The sequence below is a fragment of the Tunturiibacter psychrotolerans genome (assembly GCF_051013365.1).
GTDB lineage: Bacteria > Acidobacteriota > Terriglobia > Terriglobales > Acidobacteriaceae > Edaphobacter > Edaphobacter psychrotolerans_A.
Genome location: NZ_CP132941.1, coordinates 72,237 through 89,933, shown reverse-complemented (window position 1 = coordinate 89,933; position 17,697 = coordinate 72,237). Strand labels below are relative to the sequence as shown.

Sequence of the window (17,697 nt, the reverse complement as noted above, 5' to 3'; positions counted from 1 at the left end):
GATGTTCAGCCAGGAGGAAAGCGACGGCGACTCGGCAGCCGCGATCGCCGCCAAGATGAGCGTTTCTCGACTTGTTCGGTATAGCATCGACCGGCTTCGCGTGGAGTTAAGCACTATGGAAACTGCTAGCGCGGTTTTCTGGGCGCGGGCGGAACAGCTTGGCCAAGGATATCCAGAACACCTTTTTCTCAATCCGATTTCCACGCCTGTTTTTATGTTCCCCTTGTGGGTCGAACAATCATTATCGGCGACGCAGGATGTGGATTTTCAATATGAACTCGCGTATGCATCGATCGCCCTATACTTTTACGTTCGTATTTTGGACGATGCCATGGACGGGCATTTTGAATCCGGTTCGCTGCTGCCGCTCTTGACGTCGTTATTCGCTCATTGCACCCATGCGTTGCAGAATCTATTTCCTCATGGCGATCAATTTTGGGCTTACTTTCATAAATTGATCGATCTTGCGACCGAAGGAATGGTAGTCGATTTCACGGCGACGGATCTCGGATCAGAGGATTTTTGTCGGCTGGCCGCGCAGACATTTTATTGTGCGCTGATCCCCGTGGCCGCAGTCCTTTGCAGATATAAAAGGTGCGACCAATTTGAGCGCTGGTCAGAACTGTGGCATGCGTTCAGTGCATGGAACCAGATGCAGGACGACATCCGTGATTGGTACATGGACCAAAAAAATGGTTTGTGCACGTATCTTCTATCGCAAGCGCAACGTCTAAAGCGCAAAGACGAATCCGTGGAGCAATGGATGATTCGAGATGGCTACCGATGGAGTATGGGCGTCTTGAATCAGTTTGCGAAACGAGTGCGAGAGATTGCGGCTGAACTCAATATTCCGGAAATGGAAAAAGAGTTAAAGGCGAGAACTGACCAGGGGAGCCGGCAGCTTGAGCACTTGTGTGACACGCTCAGCCGGATCGATCGCGGCATGGGACGGGTTTTGAATGGCCATGTTGGATAAAGTCGGGCATTACGAGATCCTGGAGCTCCTCGGCCGCGGCGGCATGGGCGCGGTATATCGAGCCCGGGACCTGATACTTGGCCGGCAAGTCGCACTTAAATTTCTTTCATCCGACTTCCAAAAAGATAACGAAGCTGTCGATCGTTTTATACAAGAGGCTAAGTCAGTCGCGCAGCTGGATCACCCCAACATATGCACCGTATATGAGATCGGGACAGAAGCGAGCGGCATACCTTTTATTGCCATGGCTTGTTACGAGGGCGAAACTCTTCGTTCGAGGATGAACAGAGGCCTCCTGCCGGCCGGCCAAGCCGTCGAGATCACGGTTCAGATGCTTCGCGGGCTCAGCAAAGCGCATGAGCGTGGAATAGTTCACCGCGACATAAAACCCAGCAACGTCATGATTACGCCCGATGGTTTGGCGAAAGTTCTCGATTTCGGCGTTGCGCAGCTCATGGGCCGAGAAAATCGTGGCCCTGCGCAGGTTGCCGGAACAGTTCCATATATGTCGCCGGAACAGGCTTCCGGCAGAATCGATGAGCGCTCTGATCTATGGTCGGTTGGGGTGGTTCTATATGAGATGTTGACTGGGCAGTTGCCGTTCGAGGGGGCTACTTCCACTGAAATAATCGATAAGATCTTCCACCAGCATCCGCGCAATGTGTGCGAACTTCGGCCCGAAACCCCATTCAACATAGCGCGCGCAATAGTTCGCGCATTGTCGAAGGAAACCCGGCTGCGTTATCAGACTGCGCATGCAATGATTGACGGCTTGCGTGCATCATTTTCGGCGGAAACGGAAACGATGTCCCCAAAGAGAGGTTCCGAGTCCGGTCATGTAGGAAAGCGAACACCATCTGTTGCGGTTCTTCCTTTTACAAGCACGGGCGGCGGCAACGAGACCACCTGTTTCTGCGACGGACTTACCGAAGAAACCATACTTGCTCTCTCTCGGCTAAAGGGATTGCGCGTTGTTTCACGGACGTCGGCCTTCGAGTTCAAAGGAAAAGCACAAGATATCCGTCTCATTGCCGACCGTTTGGGTGTCGATAGCATTTTGGAAGGAAGCGTCCGGGTTCAGCAGAATAAAATCCGCGTTACGTTACTGCTCACCAACGCGCTTGACGGCTATAGCTCGTGGTCGAAACGTTTCGATCGCGAGCTTTCGGATTTCTTTCTAATTCAGGAAGAAATCGCGACGTCGGTCGCTGAGTCATTGTGCACAACCTTGACACAGGAAAACTTCTCACGGCTGCGCACTCGGTCCGACGGCAATATAGAATCTTGGAAATTATGTCTAAAGGCACGCTCTTACTGGCACCAGAAGAAGCCCGAATCGTTCGAAAAAGCGAGCGCACTCTACGAAGAGGCAATCAAGCTGGATCCCGATTGCAGCACTGCATTCACCGGCCTCGCTGACTGCTATCGCGCTCTCGCTTTCTTCGGCGTTGTCGATCCGCGCCAGGTTTGGCCTGTAGCGCTAAGATTCGCGGAGAGAGCCATCGAACTAGATTCTTCTCAGCCGCGGGCGCACATTGTCAAAGCTCGTTACATCCAGCACATGAACCGCGATAGAGCTTCTGCCGAGATTGAATTTAAGCATGCTATCAACTTGAATCCCGGCGATTCGGAAGTTCATCTCGCTTGGGCGATCTTCCTAGTACAAGGTAGCGAGTTTGGTCGCGCTCTTGAGGAGCTGCGGCTGGCGCAGGATCTCGATCCTTTGAATCAGGAGATCGCAGTGGCCGTCGCTTCGGTTCATTGTTATAGAGGTGAGTTTGAGCAAGCGCTTACGGAGTGCCTTCAGACCCGAGAGTTGAATCCGAACTACGCCGAGATGTTCGGGTGCATGGCGTGGATCGCCGAGGAGCAGGGTCGTTTGGAAGAAGCCGAGTCGTGGCTTGGCCGGCTAGTAACGGAAACGAGTCGTGCGCCGGTCTTACTCGCCATGCTGGCCCGCCACCATGCGTTATACGGCGACGCTGGGAAGGCGCGGGAGATACTTTCTTCACTTGAAGAGCTATCCGCCACCCGGTATGTGTCTCCCATTGCCTTTGTCTTTGTTTTTGCCGCCCTGGGCGAGCATGAGAGAGCGCTGGATTACCTGGAGCGCGCCTACGAAGTTCACGATACCTGGCTCTGGTATGTCAATGTGTACCCGGCTTTCCTGCCTCTTCGAGGATATGAGAGGTTTAAAAAAATCATCCAGCGGTTAGGGATGGCGGCTGAACCGAGAATGGCGCACAGCAACGCAACTGACGCTTTGCAACGCACCATATAGAGGAAACCTGCTCTGCTCGTCATTACTCTCCAAAATAGACAGAGATGTTCAGTTCGTTCAGACACGATCAAATCCAATGTGACGGCGGCCCCTCTTTTGCGAAGGGCCGGCAACGGGCCAATACTACGACAATGTCAGAACTCACTAGTAAACTTTTCGAACGGATGGCTCTTGTCTACGATGATCCCGGTCGCACGTCGGAACTCAGGTTTCGCGAAGATCCTGTCGGATTCTTGCAGGGCCACAAAGCGGAAATTGCACCGGAAAAAGAGAGGTCGACGTTGTGTTTCAAATTAGAGCTACTTATTCCGGATGGTCAGGGAGGAGAGTCCTCCCTGTAATGAGCTCTTCTACGGTCGTAGCATTTTGCGTTTCTTAGGACGTGCCCGGTTCGTTTCTATCTCCGACAACCCGAATCGGCCTGCCGTCAGACGCACGCCTGGTTTCGATGGAGACATCCGTCTTGAGACATACGGAAAGGACGGTCTCATCCGTAAACACGATATGAATCTCAGGGCCGTCTTTACCGTCTTTGTCTGTCTGGCATCAACGAATCACTTTGCCGGCAACTTCTCTGCATTCGATCATGGCTTCTCTGGAGTTTCGAGAGTGATAGCGCGAACGTAGCCCTGCGATGGCAACCCAAATCTGAGAACCGACGACTACGCGATGGCCATTCGAACAGCCGGAGAATATCACGCTCATCGTGTCTAGACTCATAGTGGTCAAGGGCAAACCATAAAGAGGTGTCCAAAGCCTCACCCAAGTCAGTCTTCGGAAGAGCCGTTCGCGCGCTGCGTGAGGTTGCGGTGCAGACCCGCTCGCTCTGCCAACTCTTCTTGGGAGTATCCCCGTTCCTTCACAATGTTTTCGAGGGCCACATTGCGCTCGCCCCGCTCCACGCCGCCGACATAGGTGGCTGGGGCGCTTTCCATTCGGACGAAAGAGTTGTTTGACTCCCTGCCTTAGCTGGCGGAGCGACCGAGAGGGGAGTCTGGTCGTTTCAAGTCTCTGGAAGAATGACGGGCACGGATCGGAGCAGACGGCGCGTATACCGATGATAACGTCCGTACTCACGGCTTCTGGCACACAGACTTCGGTGAACACACCGGGAGTGTAGATCTCATCAAGAACTTCGGTCTCCCAAAGACGAAGCTGGTTTCCGGTTATACGTGGATTCAGGGCGGCATCACTAGCTACACAGGCTTTGCCAATGTGCGAAACCGATTCACTAGCAGTGCCTCGCTTGAAGCTGTAGGTTGACGCATAACCTGGGATTATTGACCCATAAAGTGGGATTCTGTGACCTACAAAGTGAGATGAACCTACTTGAACTGTGCGGGCTCGAAGTTTCCTAGAACCCCGTTTCGCGGGAACTTGGTCAGGCGGGTACCTGCAAGCACTGACCGGGGTTCTACCTCTGAACCGGTGTTCCACGTCTCGAGTTCAACCACCAGTACGGCGGAAGACTGAATGCCATTCCTCCCAACAGCCACACACGTATGTTCTCCCAAAAAACAGTTCCCGCAAAGTCAGTTTAGGCAAGTTCGGTAATCCTGCATCCGAGAGGCATAGTGAACCATCTAGTTCATATAAGTTTTATTTGACTGCGAACTCGACCGATGAAGCGAAAGGCTCAGATTCGAACTCTGGAGTGATGAAAACAATGAAAAATACGGGTTCCGGGCAGAAAGTACGGGTTGGCATCGTGGGAGTTGGAAACTGGGCGAAATATGGTCACATTCCAGCTCTCCGCCTTCTTCCGGGATATGAGATCACAGCAGTTTCCAGCAGGCGCATCGAAACGGCTCAAGAAATTGCGAAAAGTTTCGGAATCTCCGCGGCCTTCTCGGACTATCACGACCTGGTTACCGATCCGGAAGTCGACATGGTGATCGTGCTTCCACCCGCTCCTCAGCACGCCGCGGTGGTCAAGGCAGCGATCGCAGCTGGCAAGGATGTGTATTCAGAATGGCCTCTCACCACAAGCACCGCTGATTCAGAGGAACTGCTGCACATTGCTCAGGCTGCAGGCGTCCGCCATGTGGTTGGTCTGCAGCGTCGAGTTGGCCCCAGTGCTCAATATCTGCGCGATCTGGTGGCATCAAAGTACGTCGGTGAGATGCGGTCGGTTCGGATACATGTCAGTATGCCCTATTTTCATCAGGAGCGTCCGCCAGCTCTCGCCTGGACTCTCGGAGCGAAGAATTTCTCGCATGTGCTCGCGATCTACGTAGGTCACTTCCTCGACATGCTCTTTCATGCCGTAGGACAGCCAAAGACTCTCAGCTCGATCATTGCTACTCAGTTTCCGACCCTTACGTTATCCGCAACAGGCGAGTCGTTTCCGAACGATACTCCCGACGGAATTGTCGGCATCGGCACTTTGGAGAATGGAGCTCTACTCTCGTTTCAAGTAGAGGGAGGCAAGCTCCACAATTCAGGATTGCAGATCGATATCACGGGCACCACCGGGGATTTGAAGATCTCCAACCCTTCATCCTTCGGCCATGCCAAGGAGAACCTCATCGAAGGCGGGCAGAGTGCGAAGACACCTTTCTCGGAATTGCCGATCCCGTCGGCCTACAGCCATATTCCCCCATCGTCACTCGATGTCAGTGTCGAAGATCTTGCGCACCTTTATGCCGCACATCTGGAAGACCGCAAGAACGGAACGCACATAGCGCCCAACTTCCGTGATGGCGTTCGCATGCACAAGTTGATTGACCTGATGTTCGCTAGTTCCAGCACGGGAGCTTTGCAGACGGTGGATTCGGACAAGTAACTCTACACCGCTCGTAAGAAGGAAACCATGAAGCTATTTACTCCGTTCCAACTCGGCCAGAACCTCTTGAAGCACCGGATTGTGCATGCTCCAACCACACGCTTGAGAGCGGAGCCTGATGGTTCTCCAAGCGACATGGTGATTGAGTACTATCGGCAGCGTGCGTCCGATGGCGGTCTTATCATCACAGAATCGGTCCATCCATCCCCCGATAGCTTTGGCTATTACGGCGCCCCCGCAATTTATACAGATCGCCATATCAAGCGCTGGCGTGAAGTTGTCGACGCTGTACATGCAAAGGGTGGCAAACTCATCATGCAGATTGCACACGATGGCAGGCAATCCCACGTCGACCTTTCGGGAGGAAAGGCACCAATTGCTCCGTCGGAAATTCCATTCGAAGGGCTTGCACTGACGCGGAACGGCTGGGTGCCGGTTTCGCCTCACAGAGCACTCACTGTCGACGAACTGCCTAGGCTAGTTGAGATATTTCGACAGGGTGCTATCCGGGCTCTAGCCGCTGGTTTCGACGGGATCGAAGCCCACAATGCAAACGGATATCTACTGGACACATTTCTACAAGATGGAACCAATCAACGAAACGACATCTACGGCGGAACGATTGAAAATAGAGCACGGTTTCCCCTGCAAGTGATCGAAGCGATCGCGTCCGTCTGGGGCGCGGGGCGAGTTGGTGTTCGGGTCTCACCAAGTGGTCAATGGGGATCGATCTCAGACAGCAATCCCAAAGCAACCTTCAGCCATTTTGCAGAACGTTTGAACCAACTTCCTCTGGCATATCTACACATCATTGAGCCGCGGGTCAAAGGCGTAGAGACCATCGAAGAAGGTCAGGCTCCCATTGCAACCGCTTTTCTTCGCAAGGTCTACCGGGGTGCCATTATTGCTGCAGGCGGCTTCGATCGTTCAGGTGCGGAGGCGATTCTCGAGGCGAACAACGCTGATCTCGTTGCATTCGGCCGCTTCTTCACCTCGAACCCGGATCTCCCGTTCCGTCTCCAGAACAATTTTCCACTTAATGACTATGTGCGCGAAGCATTCTGGGGAGGAAATGAACAAAACTACACTGACTTCCCATCATTCGAACAACAGCCACACTAGAGTCACCTCGTGCCGTTGCAATCAAATCAAGTGATCGAGAGTTATCGTGTAGCCGGTATTCTGCCAGCGAAATAATCTGAACGGGCCCATCTTCGATGCACTAACAAGAAGTTCATGTAGGAGTAACGACAAATGGGATGAGCAGGTCTTTTGAAGCGGAGAGAGACTATTCCCATGAAGAAGCCAGGGCAGCACCTCATCGCTGAAGTTCCACGCGGGCAAGCCAAGGTTGAGATGACGATCGGCATCGACCTTGGCGATGTCTGGAGCCATTACTGCACCCTCAACCAGGACGGAGAAGTAGTTGATCGGGGGCGCTTCCGGACGACCCCGAAGGCTATCGAGAAGTGGTTCACCGATGTGCCTCCAGCGCGGGTTGCGATGGAGGCTGGAACGCACTCGATCTGGATCAGTGAACAGCTGCAAGAACTAGGCCACGGAGTCATCGTGGCGAACGTCCGCTAGTTGCGGGCTATCTCGCACAGTGATCGGAAGAGCGACCAGGTCGATGCTGAGAAGCTGGCGCGATATGCCCGACTTGATCCGAACATACTCCGGCCAATCGCCCACCGCACCATCGCGCAGCAGGAGGCCCTCACCCTGATCCGTGCGCGAGCTCTGCTGGTGCGACTGCGCACGGCTGCGGTGAACGCCGTTCGTGGTCTGACCAAGTCCTGCGGCTACCGTATGCCCACCTCCGCTACAACGTGCTTCGCTCAGCGCAGCCTGGCCGTTATGCCGCCTGGACTGGCACAAGCGCTCGGTCCGGTGCTCCAGCAGATCGCGGAAATAACAGTCAAGATCAAGCAGTATGACCGGCAGATCCAGCAACTCGGCCAGACCGAGTATCCGGAGACGCAGGCGCTGCTGCAGGTACACGGCGTCGGCCACCTCACTGCCTTGACCTTCGTGCTGACGCTCGGCAGCAAGACACGGTTCGGACCAAGTCGTGATGTCGGTTGCTATCTTGGCTTGCGGCCTCGTCGAAGCCAGTCCGGAGATCATGATTCTCAGCTTGGCATCACCCATGCTAGCAACGCAAACCTCAGAAGTTGATGTTTGCACCCTTGTTTTCACTTTGTACTAGGCGTATGTTTGGACGCACCGAGATCACATTTAAGCCATACCGGAGAGTTCCAAATGCGCTTACTTCTTTCGATTCTCACCCTCGCTTCCTGCCTAGCAACTTCCTCAATAGCCCGAGCAGATACCATCACTTGGATCGTATCAATAGTCGCTTCAGGTTCTCTGGGAACGCAACCGTTCACTGACAAGCGTATTACGTTGATCGATAAGGCAACGACAGAAAGTTACTACGAGTTCACTGATTTTCTGGGATCGGGATTTACGTTTTGCTGCGCTGATTCATCTACCGTGACCATCCAAGGAATTGGCACTTTCGGAAGCGCTGCGACTACGGTTACCACAGAGTTCAGCGTCAGTGGAGTGGCAATAGACGACTCTGAAAATAGGCTTTCGATTGACTCCGGCTTGGATGCTCCTAAGACCGCTGAGTCTCTTGGCCCCATTTTCGGAAATGGAGGGATTATTGACGCATGTGATCCTGATTTTGGATTTCCTCCATGCCCCGGCTATATTGAGACGACCGGAGGTGATCTGACTATAGATTCCTTCAATTCCGATTCGGCTGTCGGTCAAGAAATAGTCAGCGCACCTGTTCCTGAGTCTGGAACGTTGGCCCTACTAGTGATTGGACTTTTATCTATGTGGGCAGCAAGTACAAAGAGCTATCGCTGTTCGATGCCATCGCACGAACCTACACACCTTTGATGTTAACCCAAGGCGGTGAAGTCTGTGATCCTATAGACTACGCGCGCCTCCAAATGCGACTAGGAGAACTCCATGCTCTTGAAGTCTTTGCTCTTATCTTCCGCCTTAATCATCCTGCCGCTTCCAGCTATTGGGGATACGGTATACACCTACACTGGGAATAACTTCACCTTATTAGATGGACCAAGCTACTCTACTTCAGACAAAATCTCTGGGTCAGTAGACCTCGCAACGCCACTGCAGACTAACTTATACGTCGATCCAGTCACCCCCGTCTCCTTCAGCTTTAGCGATGGTTCTCATTTGTTTTCCGACGTAAACTCAACTGCCTTCCTGGGATTCTCGACCGATGCTTCGGGCAAGATCATAGGATGGGATCTCGCCATCTATGATTCGTCACTCGTTATCTTTACGGAGAACGTGGGACAGTACGTCTTCGATAGCGCCTATAACTTAGCGACGGGTTCAGATGCGTTCAATTTCAACGAGCCTGGTTTGTGGACCGCCTCCAACACCTCACCCGTACCAGAACCCTCTGACTTTGCGCTACTCGCGACGGGAGCTCTCGGGGCGGCTGGCGTACTACGGCGAAGACTGACTGCGTAGTTCGGTGCAGGTTTTCACAGTAATAATTTTGCGCTCTACCCCTGAGCCTCAGCCCATCCGCGTATCCGAATTCCCATCTAACGCTGCCTTCCCACTGAGACCGGCTTCGCTGTAAGCTTCTTTGTTATTTTGAGTGTGGATTTCATCTGGGACCGGCTCGACGCGCTTCTGTTGATCGGTCCCCTCGAACGGAGGCAGCTGTGTAGGCGACATTCCTCGAAAGTCGGCTTTTCGGAAAGAGCGAACCGGTCGGTTCACCAGAGATCGAGTAGCAATATGGCGAAGCACTCGAATAGCCAAGCCGTAAACCTATGACGCTTCTCTAGCGATGCGGCGAGAAGAATAGCCGCGATCATTCCGAAAACCCAACCATGAGGTAAGAAACTCATACCCACCATCCTCGCCGATGTGCCATTCGCTTGGAAGACGCAATCAGACTGACTTCCCCGAAAGTCAGGTTTGCGGCAAGTTCAAGGTCGAAGTTTCTCATAACCCCGTTTTTCGTGCACTATAAATGACAAGCCGTCAGCGTTACGATTGTTTTCGGTTTGCCGACTACACGTCCAGAATGCCGTCATGGAATGTGTTGGCAAGTTTCGCCGGGCAGTCGAGCGCAACAGTCTCGCTAGGGAACAAGTTGTTTAGCAATCACTCGTCGACGACTTCAGGTGCGCCTGACGAACAGGAGTTGGCCAGCTTCGGCTCCTGTGGTTAAGGTGACGATACAATCGGGGAAATCACGACTCAGAGGATTGCAAGTTCGAATGAGAAAAGGCCTTTTGCTCTTGGGTTCCATCATCTGGTTTTTGCTTATGTTCCCCGGGCTTGCCGTATTTGCCTACGCGCAAACTACTGCCTTGAACGAATGGACTTGGGTAGGTGGGAGCCACTCAATTCCACAGTTGGGCAACTACGGAACCCTCGGTGTCGCAGCCGCGGGGAACCTGCCCGGTAGTAGAGAGTCCTCGTCCACATGGGTCGATACGAATGGAAATCTCTGGTTGTTCGGTGGATTGGGCTACTACTCCATTGCGGGGCCTCAGTTTCTGAACGATCTTTGGGAGTACACACCTTCGACGGGTTTTTGGACCTGGCAGGGTGGGCCACTATTTGGTAATCAAAGTGGGGCTTATGGAACGCAGGGAGTACCCTCGGCGAGCAGCATCCCGGGCGGCAGATCAGGTGCAGCGCATTGGACAGATGCTAATGGCAACTTCTGGCTCTTCGGCGGTTTGGGTTACGATGCAGCGGGAAACGCTGGCTATCTCAATGACCTCTGGGAGTACAACGTCACGGCGTCGCGATGGACTTGGCAGGGTGGCTCAAGCCTATTGACTCAATTCGGCAACTCCTACCTCGACTACGGTTCAACCGGAAGTTATGGAACGCAGAACGTCTCTGCAAGCACCAATCTGCCTCCGGGACGATCGGATGCCATGTACGCCGTGGACGTGGCGGGCAATCTATGGCTGTTTGGCGGAACTGGATACGCGGCAAGCTCTTCCCTGGGAAGCTTTGACGATCTATGGATCTATAACACCTCCTCGAAAATATGGACCTGGGTCTCTGGTTCTCAAGCGCTCGGCCAACCAGCTTCGTATGGTACGCAAGGCGTTCCATATGACCCCTCCGTTCACTTTCCGGGCTCCCGCTGGGGCGGTGCTCTTTGGGCAGACAATAACGGATTTCTCTGGCTGTTCGGTGGAATCATCGGCGATCTGTGGAAGATCGACACCGCGTCCAGGCAAGTTACCTGGGTGGGCGGCAGCCCCGCGGGTAACGCCCCTGGCTCGTATGGGACCATCTCGGTACCGGCAGCGACCAATATGCCCGGGGCGCGAGAGAGTTTTGCCCATTGGGCGGATAGCAAAGGCAACTTCTGGGTGTTTGGCGGGACCGGTTATGATTCGTCGGACAACTTTGGATTTCTGAACGACTTGTGGATGTTCAATCCCCAGTCCGGAGTGTGGACTTGGGAGAATGGTTCAAACTCAGCAGACTTATCTGGAATGTTGGCAAACTATGGAACAAGAGGCACTCCGGCAATCACGAGCGAACCAGGCGGTCTATGGCTTTCCATGAATTGGGTCGACCCCCAGGGCAACTTCTGGTTGTACAGCGGAGGGGCGACGACGAATGGCACAAACGGAGTCATTATCGACGATCTGTGGATCTACCAGCCGCTGGCTCTGACTCTGCAATTGCAAACAATCACCTTCAGTACTCTCAGTGATGTCCTCAATACGACGACGTCCGTCCCGCTCTCGGCCAGCGCCAGCTCGGGATTACCGCTAAGCTTCGTGTCTAATACGCCGTCCGTTTGTAGTCTGAGCGGCAGCACCGCGGAGATAGCAACATCGGGAACCTGCTCGATCACCGCCATCCAAGCGGGAAACTCGACTTACGCAGCCGCAACTCCGGTGACGGAGACATTTCAGGTAGTCACGGACTTCACGGTGAGCGTCTCTGGCGCGAACTCAATGATCGTAAATCAGGGTGGCCCCGCGACCTTTAACTTCGCCGTCGCACCTGAGGCGGTGACAAATTTCCAAAACACCGTAACGCTCTCGTACTCGTCCAGCCCCGCTCTGCCGAGCGGGTATCGGATGACAATGACACCGACGAGTATCGCATCTGGCTCTCCACCAACAAATGTCAGGCTCGTGCTTTCGACTCCAGCAATAGCGGTGCAAGAACAAGCACCCTACCATCCAACTTTCGGGACAACGGCTCCTCTTGCAATTTGTCTTCTGTTGCCAATCATGGGATACCTGCGCCAGAGGGCGAAGCAGTTCAGTGTTTTGACCGTGCTGATTTTTCTACTTAGCGGTGCAGCGCTGCTTAGCTTGGATGGCTGCGGCGGATCGTCGTCGGCATCTTCGGGGTCACCCACTTCCTATGAAATCTTAGTAACGGCAACCTCGGGTTCGCTGTCTCATTCATCTTCAGTGAGTTTGACGGTAAAATAACCGGTTCACTCATGTGGCAGAGTAACGGCGTCTGGCACATCGCTCGATCGTTCCGAGTGCGCTGGTGGTGTCAGATTCAAAGTTCCGGGCGGATGACCGGCAAATCGGAAGTGATCCCGTAGTTCCCGCAAAGTCGGGTTATCGGCAATGTGACTATTCAGTCGGCTGAGGCTGGATCAAGTGGAGAGGGTGTCTGTCGCTCAGGTTGATCAGTGGCGGCCGACGATGACCAGCTCACAAAAAGACTAGCCATAGCCCCGCTTGTTTCCGCAGTTCCCATCTGTGGCTTCCCGCTGCCTGCCTGGGGGCGGGGTCTCCCGCCAGAGAAAACGTGGTTCTATAGTTCGCAGTCAGGGACACACTTTCGTTTGATCCGCAAAGGCGGCGGTCAGATATCTCGATCGAGTGAATCTGAGCAGTTCCCTCCTCTAAGTACGCGAGAACCGCATCGCGGCCATACACCGACGGCCCGTCCGGAGGACGTAACTCGATATCCTTTTCGCTCGGCGGCCTCGATGGCCTTCGCGGTTGCCGCCTCCTGCTTGACTTTGTCCAGTTCGGCAGCGGGAACGAAGACGGGCAGTTCCACGAGCTTGTCCCTCGCCGCTTTGTCCCCAGGGACAATGAATACTTTGGAATCGAAGTGGGGATCTCCCTCGCTCGAAATCTCCCGCAACTGAAGCGTGTATTCATTCCCGTGGTCCGAGACGATGTGGACGTCCGTCGAGCTATTCGCGACGCTTCTTTACTCCTGAAGAGGCCGCAAACTACCTCGGTGGTATCAACAGTCGCACTTTGACCCGTTGGGCGAGGGAGAACTACATCCCTGCGATACCGATTGGGGAAGGGAAGAGGCGGTTGTGGCGGTTCTTGGAATCAGACCTTGAAGAGTGGATGATCAACCGCCGGCAGGGCGGTCACAATGCCGGTTGAGTTTCTGAGGATCGGGGTTAAACTTGTCCCAGCCACCGGTGCTCCAATCAGGAGAACAACATGATTGGAACTCGATTTCAGCAGGGTTGTTTAATGCTCGTAAAGAACAAAACCACGGACAATACTTGGTTCCTTAGATTTTATGAGGACAAGGGTGGGAAGCGTGTCTATCGAAAGCAACGAATCGGCACCATCAGGGAGTTCCACACCGAAGCGATGCTGAGAAGGCCGTGCACTTTTTACGCGCCAAAATTAACAGCGAGGTGCGTTCTCCGGAAACGGTCAACGCCCTCATAGCCCACTACTCAAAACACGAACTCACTGAAGACAGAAAGTCGTTTGCCACAGTGGATGCTCACGGTTCTTATATAAGGCTGCACATCCTTCCAAAGTGGGGACCGCTCAAACTGACTGAGGTGAAGACCGTCGCGGTCGAGTTGTGGCTTGATTCAATGTCATTCGCTCCAGGTACCAAGACGAAAATTCGCAACATCATGTCTGCGATCTTTAGTCATGGAATCAGGCACGAGTGGATCACCTTCAATCCAATCTCAAAAGTCAGATGTTCGGCCAAACGATTGAGGGAACCAGATGTGCTCACGCCGGATGAATTCCAAGCTCTTCTCAAGGAACTCGGATTGCGTGAGCGTGTGATGGTGATGCTTGCCGGTTCAACTGGGCTTCGGCGTTCTGAAATGTTCGCGCTCAGATGGAGCGATGTCGATTTCCGGAATATGGAGGTTGCCGTCAACCGTTCATGTGTGCGTAATAGGTTCGGCAAGGTGAAGACAGATGCGAGTGAGAGGCCTGTCCCTCTTCACTTTTCTGTTTACTCTTTGCTGATGGAGTGGAGAAAGGAGTCGCTTTACCGAAAGGATCAGGACTTTCTCTTTCCCTCTGTACGCTTGAATGGAACCAAGCCAGTAACCCCTGACATGGTGCTAAAGAAGATCATCCGGCCCGCGCTCCTGAAAGCTGAGGTGTCTGGAAAAGTGATCGGTTGGCATACATTTAGACACAGTCTCGCAACCAACCTCCGCAGTATGGGAGCTGATGTAAAAGTTAGCTCAGGAGCTTTTGAGGCACGCAAATTCACGCATCACTATGGACCTTTACACACGCGCTGTATCCGCCGACAGCGAAGCGCGAGTGGGAGGCATGTGGAAATGTTGTTGGGGAAAACTGGGGACTGGGGCAGGCAATCATCCCTTCTCACCCCTCGTCCGATTCCTAGTCTTGCCACTGAGCCACAAACCATTGATTCTTAGTGGTTTATGGCGGGGACGACGGGGCTCGAACCCGCGACCTCTGCCGTGACAGTTATGCTAAGTGATTGTAACTAAATGATTTCATGGGCGTTGATGGCTAACTACAGCACCCTTAAGCATTCAAAAACACTGGGGGAAACGCGAATTTCGATTTTCAGCACCCTCGCCAGCACCCTCGACTATCTGAGTCGAAAATACCTCGACCTCTGCCGCGCTTCGGCAGCGGTCTGGATCGAGGCAGAGGTCCAGTTCAAATCAAATCCTCTTCCGATCTTAAGGGTGCGGAAGGGTGCTCCAGCACCCTCGCAACACTCTAAGTTCCGCTGAATTTGATGCCTACGACGCTTATCCTTGCCTATCGGTCCTATCCGAAACCCAAAGCCAGATAGATCGCTGGCAAATTGTCTCAGCGTTGCCGAGACAATTTGCGGGCGTCTTAGACCAGACGCATCTCACGCGCAGATTCAAACAATCGAATCCGCATATCGTGATGCTGCACGGTTCAGGAGAGCGCGGGATAGCTCGTGTAGCCGGCAGCGTCTCCTCCGTAGAAAGTCGTTGGGTCTGGTTCATTCAGAGCGGCGCCGAGTTGCAGCCGCCTTGGCAGATCCGGGTTGGCTAGAAACGCACGGCCGTATGCGACTGCGTCCGCATGCCCACTCCGTATCGCTTCCTCGCCCTTGGGCCCGTCATATCCACCATTCACAACGTAGAGACCCTTCCAAAGCGTTCTCAGGTACCCGCGACTCGAACTCAATCACATCATCCAGATGCGATCCGCTTTCAACCACCCAATCCATACGACAGCAAATGCGACTTAGAGGGAAGCTGCCGGTGCCATTGCCGCTGGCCAATTGCTCGAACGCCGAAATCATGCGATCTGCATCGAAACGGCCTTCCGGAAGGTAGACTTCGGCATCCGTCCGAATCTCCAGCTGTCCGCTTTGCTCCGCAACCGCTGTATCAATACCCGCAGCCGTCAGGCGTTGCAGGTGGTCCTGACGCTGATCCCGATTAACAATGTGAATTGCCTTATGGCCACACTGGAATCCGTCCTTTATGAATGGGAGCAAGACCCGATACTCTTCGTCAGGGCTGTTGAAGAAAGCGCAGATATGACGCGTTTGATCGATCTGGGAACCAGCAAAAGGAATGGGCCTCGCGATTTTCTTCATATCATCTCCCTTGACAGCAAGGCGGCAATGCCTCGAACTGCGAGAAGTATTCGAGGCTGCTCTGATTGATCAATGTGCCCAATGGTAGGCCCAACTTGGCCGCATTAACCAGATTGAGGTGCGGGGCCCTTCGATAATGAAAGCTCGATCGTTATCGTTCACCGATAATTGCCTGGCTAGATAGTGCGTTCGTAGAGTTGCTGCTGGTAACTCTTGACCCATTCTTCTGACGAAGGAGGAAAAATGTTGAGAAACTTTCCCTCGCGAGAAGGGATTACTTCAATCATCTTTGCGATCATGTCCTTTGGATCGAGTCTGCCCTCTGGTTTACCGAGCAGCCCGTCGACCACTTTCTTGAAGGCATCGCGCTTGATAAAGTTCACGTCATCGCTGAGCCAGCGTAGCCCGGCTTCAACCACAGTCTCGTTGAAACCTGTAAGGTAGGGTCCGGGATTGATTGTTTGGACCTGAATCCCGAAGGGTTTCAACTCCTCGTACATCGCTTCAGCGATCGATTGCACGGCATGCTTGCTCGCGGCATATGCGGGAATCGGCGGCACCGTGAGAAGTCCAACAACTGAGGACGTGAATACTATCTTTCCCCTAATGCCCGTTGCCACCCAGTTCCTCACTACGCGCTGGGTAAAATCCAAAGCCGAGAAGACATTCGTTTCGAAATTCTCCCTCACCAGATCAACGGGAATCTCGGACATGGGTCCTCCCTCGCCGATGCCTGCGTTGTTTACCAAAATGTCGAACTTCAATTTGAGTGCATGTGCCACATCGTACTTGTCGCGCAGGTCCAACTTCTCGACGCTCAGGGTTTTGAGGCCGAGCGAGCTGGCTTTTTCCCGCATAGCTGTCACTTGTGGCCAGGTCTGAACAGCTGCTATTACGTTGTGTCCTTTTTGCGCCAATCCCAGAGCGGTTCCTTCACCAAATCCTGAGCCTGCCCCCGTGATCAATATCTCCGACATTTGAGTGATCTCCTTTCTTCTGGTTAGGCATTCAATGCCGATTCACCGCTTTGAGCGACCGCATAATCTTGAGCCACCTTTCCCCCGGAGACGCCGATGCTCCCGATAACTTGACTATCAACTGACCTAAGGGGAATTCCACCCGCAAACGTTATGAGGTTTTCATTGGAGAGCTCAATTCCGTGCGCATCTGCCCCTGCTTTGCTGAAGTTATCCATGATCTGTGTTTCCATTTCGAACAAGGCCGATGTCTTCGCTTTCTTAATAGAAACATCGATCACTCCAAGCCATGCTCCATCCATACGATGAAAGGCTTTCAGGTGGCCTCCCGAATCAAGGATTGCAATGCAAACTGAAATTCCAAGTTCTCGTGCTTTCAGGATGGAAGCCTTCATGACTCGATCCGCTTGCTCGGTTGTAATTTGCATTGCTCCTTGCTCCTTTGAGTCAACTCGATGACTCGGCGATTCATAGTATCAAGGGACCTTCTAATGTCCGTGAAACAGAATGCGGCGGTGGTCCTACGGCACTTCACGGATATCTGACTGAGATTAGCCGAAAAGGCGAATATTTAGCACAACTCTGTGCCGACACCTCTCCGTCCTTAAACCTCAGTTTCTGTAGGATCCCTCTAGGTTATCGCACCTAGGAAGTGACTCAAGAGTAAAGACTTGAGACGGACACGGCACGTCTTCTTCGAAAAGCATCGATACCGGAAGCCTTTTTGGCGATCGAATGCCTTCTCACAATCTCACTTGTTTTCAAATCGCAAATGTGCTCACCGAGATGGAACGCAAGCGCTGAGCCGAATAGT

General features: G+C 53.3%; 16 protein-coding genes and 1 pseudogene. 11 read left to right on the top strand and 6 right to left on the bottom strand.

Annotated elements, in window-relative coordinates:
* Position 1: 1 nt before the first annotated feature.
* Positions 2-976, top strand: a complete 975-nt coding sequence (locus tag RBB76_RS00415) for a class 1 isoprenoid biosynthesis enzyme (protein ID WP_429633567.1) — start codon at positions 2-4, stop codon at positions 974-976.
* A complete protein-coding gene (locus tag RBB76_RS00410) occupies positions 960-3,257 on the top strand; it encodes a protein kinase domain-containing protein (RefSeq protein WP_429633569.1) in 2,298 nt (765 codons plus the stop codon). The genes RBB76_RS00415 and RBB76_RS00410 overlap by 17 nt, the downstream gene beginning before the upstream one ends.
* Before the next feature lie 767 nt (positions 3,258-4,024).
* Here the strand turns inward: RBB76_RS00410 and RBB76_RS00405 are convergent.
* Complete coding sequence (locus RBB76_RS00405) at positions 4,025-4,192, bottom strand: hypothetical protein (RefSeq protein WP_429633571.1); 168 nt, start codon at positions 4,190-4,192, stop codon at positions 4,025-4,027.
* 722 nt (positions 4,193-4,914) lie between these two features.
* Between RBB76_RS00405 and RBB76_RS00400 the strand changes: the two genes are divergently transcribed.
* The 7 genes from RBB76_RS00400 to RBB76_RS00370 all read left to right on the top strand — a co-directional run bounded on the left by RBB76_RS00400 (position 4,915) and on the right by RBB76_RS00370 (position 12,530).
* Positions 4,915-6,042, top strand: a complete 1,128-nt coding sequence (locus RBB76_RS00400) for a Gfo/Idh/MocA family protein (RefSeq protein WP_433963495.1) — start codon at positions 4,915-4,917, stop codon at positions 6,040-6,042.
* A 27-nt stretch (positions 6,043-6,069) separates the two neighbouring features.
* Positions 6,070-7,164, top strand: coding sequence for an alkene reductase (locus tag RBB76_RS00395; protein WP_429633575.1), 1,095 nt, complete (start codon positions 6,070-6,072; stop codon positions 7,162-7,164).
* A 174-nt stretch (positions 7,165-7,338) separates the two neighbouring features.
* A complete protein-coding gene (locus tag RBB76_RS00390) occupies positions 7,339-7,629 on the top strand; it encodes a hypothetical protein (protein ID WP_429633577.1) in 291 nt (96 codons plus the stop codon).
* The gene (locus RBB76_RS00385; RefSeq protein ID WP_429633579.1) at positions 7,630-8,220 is read left to right on the top strand and encodes a transposase; all 591 of its coding nucleotides are present in this window, start codon (positions 7,630-7,632) and stop codon (positions 8,218-8,220) included.
* Between the two features lie 84 nt (positions 8,221-8,304).
* Positions 8,305-8,955, top strand: coding sequence for a hypothetical protein (locus RBB76_RS00380; RefSeq protein ID WP_429633581.1), 651 nt, complete (start codon positions 8,305-8,307; stop codon positions 8,953-8,955).
* 72 nt (positions 8,956-9,027) lie between these two features.
* The gene (locus tag RBB76_RS00375) at positions 9,028-9,561 is read left to right on the top strand and encodes a PEP-CTERM sorting domain-containing protein (RefSeq protein WP_429633583.1); all 534 of its coding nucleotides are present in this window, start codon (positions 9,028-9,030) and stop codon (positions 9,559-9,561) included.
* A gap of 764 nt (positions 9,562-10,325) precedes the next feature.
* Positions 10,326-12,530 carry a kelch repeat-containing protein gene (locus RBB76_RS00370; RefSeq protein ID WP_429633585.1) on the top strand — a complete coding sequence of 735 codons (2,205 nt, stop codon included), beginning with the start codon at positions 10,326-10,328 and terminating at the stop codon, positions 12,528-12,530.
* Positions 12,531-13,026: 496 nt separating this feature from the next.
* Here RBB76_RS00370 and RBB76_RS00365 read toward each other — a convergent pair.
* Positions 13,027-13,269: pseudogene (locus RBB76_RS00365) on the bottom strand (TrbG/VirB9 family P-type conjugative transfer protein); the annotation flags it as partial.
* On the opposite strand from RBB76_RS00365, the gene RBB76_RS00360 reads away from it, so the two are divergent.
* Positions 13,158-13,463 (top strand): helix-turn-helix domain-containing protein, encoded by a 306-nt coding sequence (locus RBB76_RS00360; RefSeq protein ID WP_433963583.1) that lies wholly within the window; start codon positions 13,158-13,160, stop codon positions 13,461-13,463. The pseudogene RBB76_RS00365 and the gene RBB76_RS00360 overlap by 112 nt on opposite strands.
* A gap of 230 nt (positions 13,464-13,693) precedes the next feature.
* Entirely contained in the window at positions 13,694-14,731 is a 1,038-nt protein-coding gene (locus RBB76_RS00355) for a tyrosine-type recombinase/integrase (RefSeq protein WP_429633587.1), read from the top strand.
* Between the two features lie 502 nt (positions 14,732-15,233).
* Here the strand turns inward: RBB76_RS00355 and RBB76_RS00350 are convergent.
* From RBB76_RS00350 to RBB76_RS00335, 4 genes are all read right to left on the bottom strand, one after another.
* Positions 15,234-15,437, bottom strand: coding sequence for a hypothetical protein (locus RBB76_RS00350; protein WP_429633588.1), 204 nt, complete (start codon positions 15,435-15,437; stop codon positions 15,234-15,236).
* On the bottom strand, positions 15,421-15,906 hold the full coding sequence (locus RBB76_RS00345) for an MEDS domain-containing protein (RefSeq protein WP_429633589.1): 486 nt from the start codon (positions 15,904-15,906) through the stop codon (positions 15,421-15,423). The genes RBB76_RS00350 and RBB76_RS00345 overlap by 17 nt, the downstream gene beginning before the upstream one ends.
* Before the next feature lie 176 nt (positions 15,907-16,082).
* On the bottom strand, positions 16,083-16,883 hold the full coding sequence (locus RBB76_RS00340) for an SDR family oxidoreductase (protein WP_429633591.1): 801 nt from the start codon (positions 16,881-16,883) through the stop codon (positions 16,083-16,085).
* A gap of 23 nt (positions 16,884-16,906) precedes the next feature.
* Positions 16,907-17,311, bottom strand: coding sequence for a GlcG/HbpS family heme-binding protein (locus RBB76_RS00335; protein WP_429633593.1), 405 nt, complete (start codon positions 17,309-17,311; stop codon positions 16,907-16,909).
* Positions 17,312-17,697: the final 386 nt, after the last annotated feature.

What these genes read in the sequence shown, in the direction of transcription:
- RBB76_RS00395 (WP_429633575.1), top strand. Translation starts at nt 6,070, where the DNA reads ATGAAGCTATTTACTCCGTTCCAACTCGGCCAGAACCTCTTGAAGCAC.
- RBB76_RS00340 (WP_429633591.1), bottom strand. Translation starts at nt 16,883, where the DNA reads ATGTCGGAGATATTGATCACGGGGGCAGGCTCAGGATTTGGTGAAGGA.
- RBB76_RS00400 (WP_433963495.1), top strand. Translation starts at nt 4,915, where the DNA reads ATGAAAACAATGAAAAATACGGGTTCCGGGCAGAAAGTACGGGTTGGC.
- RBB76_RS00390 (WP_429633577.1), top strand. Translation starts at nt 7,339, where the DNA reads ATGAAGAAGCCAGGGCAGCACCTCATCGCTGAAGTTCCACGCGGGCAA.
- RBB76_RS00410 (WP_429633569.1), top strand. Translation starts at nt 960, where the DNA reads ATGGCCATGTTGGATAAAGTCGGGCATTACGAGATCCTGGAGCTCCTC.
- RBB76_RS00335 (WP_429633593.1), bottom strand. Translation starts at nt 17,311, where the DNA reads ATGCAAATTACAACCGAGCAAGCGGATCGAGTCATGAAGGCTTCCATC.
- RBB76_RS00370 (WP_429633585.1), top strand. Translation starts at nt 10,326, where the DNA reads ATGAGAAAAGGCCTTTTGCTCTTGGGTTCCATCATCTGGTTTTTGCTT.
- RBB76_RS00375 (WP_429633583.1), top strand. Translation starts at nt 9,028, where the DNA reads ATGCTCTTGAAGTCTTTGCTCTTATCTTCCGCCTTAATCATCCTGCCG.
- RBB76_RS00345 (WP_429633589.1), bottom strand. Translation starts at nt 15,906, where the DNA reads ATGAAGAAAATCGCGAGGCCCATTCCTTTTGCTGGTTCCCAGATCGAT.
- RBB76_RS00405 (WP_429633571.1), bottom strand. Translation starts at nt 4,192, where the DNA reads ATGGAAAGCGCCCCAGCCACCTATGTCGGCGGCGTGGAGCGGGGCGAG.
- RBB76_RS00415 (WP_429633567.1), top strand. Translation starts at nt 2, where the DNA reads ATGTTCAGCCAGGAGGAAAGCGACGGCGACTCGGCAGCCGCGATCGCC.
- RBB76_RS00380 (WP_429633581.1), top strand. Translation starts at nt 8,305, where the DNA reads ATGCGCTTACTTCTTTCGATTCTCACCCTCGCTTCCTGCCTAGCAACT.